This is a genomic window from Corynebacterium variabile, assembly GCF_006539825.1.
Classification (GTDB): Bacteria; Actinomycetota; Actinomycetes; order Mycobacteriales; family Mycobacteriaceae; genus Corynebacterium; species Corynebacterium variabile.
Genome location: NZ_BJNT01000043.1, coordinates 1 through 2,240, shown reverse-complemented (window position 1 = coordinate 2,240; position 2,240 = coordinate 1). Strand labels below are relative to the sequence as shown.

The 2,240-nt window shown below is 55.1% G+C and carries 1 protein-coding gene; it reads right to left on the bottom strand.

Features of this window, described 5'->3' with window-relative positions; genetic code table 11:
* Nucleotides 1-302 precede the first annotated feature (302 nt).
* A complete protein-coding gene (locus tag CVA01_RS14605) occupies nt 303-1,091 on the bottom strand; it encodes a cytochrome c biogenesis CcdA family protein (protein ID WP_141331794.1) in 789 nt (262 codons plus the stop codon).
* Nucleotides 1,092-2,240 lie beyond the last annotated feature (1,149 nt).

Sequence of the window (2,240 nt, the reverse complement as noted above, 5' to 3'; positions counted from 1 at the left end):
GGAGGACTCCGCGGGGCAATCAACGCACTCTGAAACCGGAAGAGCCCTGAAACCGCGGTGAAAACCAGTAGTTGTGTCTACTACAGGCTGCAGATGATATTTGAACTAACCTGCCCGGGGATCGGCCTGGGAGGACTATCCACATCACCAAGCACTGGCCCCGAAGTTCCGCGACCTAACTCACGAGGCGCCACCGCAGGGAATCCACACGGCGATCATAATTCAACGCCACAGAGCGAAGAAATAGGAAATGCATCGCGAATTCAGCGTGGACCATCACCTACAACACATTCAAGATACTCCTATACAGGCAGGGTTGTTCCGAATACCAGCCACTGCCTAATCCAGTCCACAAAAACGGCCCATTGTCCACTAACGAGGAGAATTCCTACGATAATGAGCATCGCCCCACCCGCGATCTGAATCGAACGAGAGTGTCGCATCAACCACCCGACGCCCTTCAGCGCTTTAGCTGATCCGAGGGCCACCAGAATAAACGGCACGCCCAACCCGAGACAGTAAGCCACGATGAGCGCCGCTCCACGTGCTGCTGTCATTCCTTCAGTTCCCACAGATATAGAGATTATTCCCGTGAGTGTGGGACCAAGGCAGGGGGTCCATCCCAATGCAAAAACTGCCCCAAGCAGGGGGGCTCCAGCAACTGTGGACCAACGCCGGGGGGCCACTCTAGTGTCATTCTGCAACGGGCGAATAAATCCCATAAACACCAGGCCCATCAGGATGGTCACCACACCGCCGACGCGCATGAGGATGCCCTGATTAACTTGAACAGTTTGCACTACACCAAAGACGGTGACAGTCGCAAGGCTGAATATCACTGTGAAACCAGCGACGAAGAGCAGTGCAGCACCGCCGACCCTGCCACGGTACTGCTTGACGAGTGCACCGTCAGACGTGTGCTCGGTTGTGGCCCCCACAACCCCGGCAAGGTAGGAGATGTATCCCGGGACCAGTGGAATGACACACGGCGAAGCAAACGAGACAAGACCAGCTACAGCAGCCGCAAGAAGGCCAAGAAGCAGCGGCCCGCTGACAACAACCTCGGAAAAAGCAGAACCTAAATCAGAGATACCTAATCACCTCTTTTTAAATATTGACTGAGTGGCAAAAATACAGCGCTCCACAGACCATCATCTGCCGATTCGAGAAGTAATGTCTACGCTAAATATTCTCTCAATCCGGTTCGATCATAATCGAAAAACTACAGCAGAGGGAACCCGAGCGTCATGTCAGATTTGAATCTCAGGTCGTGAAGCGACGGGCACACGAGTCCATAATTGGCTATCAATAGCGTGGGCATCTCCCGCACCGCGTCACGAACGTTCAACTCTGACAGGATTCCCCTTCGGTGAGGCTCCTGTCAAGGCCGAAGTGGCAGAGCCTGCTGCAGGCCCCGGGGTTGTCATGAACTTCTTGTAGGGGTGCCGTCACCCCACCCCTGTTCGGTAGATGTCGCGGTTCATCGCTGCGGCTCGATCCGCCTCCTGTCGAGCAGAAGGCAGTGATATGACCTTGCCCCACCAGCGTGGGGACCGCACGGTTGATTCGTTCGTTGATCCCCGCACTGTTCGATACGGCAGGGATCGGCGAAGAGAGCAACCGGGCGTGACCATTTGGGGAATCGGACTACCTCAGCGCCTCTACGTCGAAGCCATAGCCCCGTTTGGGGGGGCCGATTGGACCACTCTATGCCACTGATGGCCCACGCGCGCCTGTGCTGTTCTATAAATACTTTGTTAGAAAACGTTCCACGACACAACAAGAAAGCAGATATTTAATGATAAAGAAATCAAAGGCAGCCCCAGTGTTCATGGCTGGCCTTGTCGCAATCGCGATCGGGTGCGGACCAGCAAATGCGGCCGTTCCTGAGCTCCCCTCCTCGACCTCTTCGACCGGTATCGGCTCGTCTGTCGATCGAGCCATCACCACGAAAGCCAAGTCCTACTACATTGGCCCTTTCAAAACTGGTCCCAAGTGTAGGGAATATGCAAGTGCGCAGAAGAAAAGGGGCTTCAAGATCACCCGCGAATGCCGCCGGCATGACGACGGCAAATGGTGGTATATGATGAGCAACTAAGAGCGCACGGTCAAGGTTCAGTGTTTTCCACTGGACCTTGTTCTGTACTCGGCGCGTAAACTAGCGGGATGTTGCACTGTGGCTCTGACAGCGTTGGAGACGCTTACCGGGACAGGGACTCTCGGCTCAATCCCGGCATATC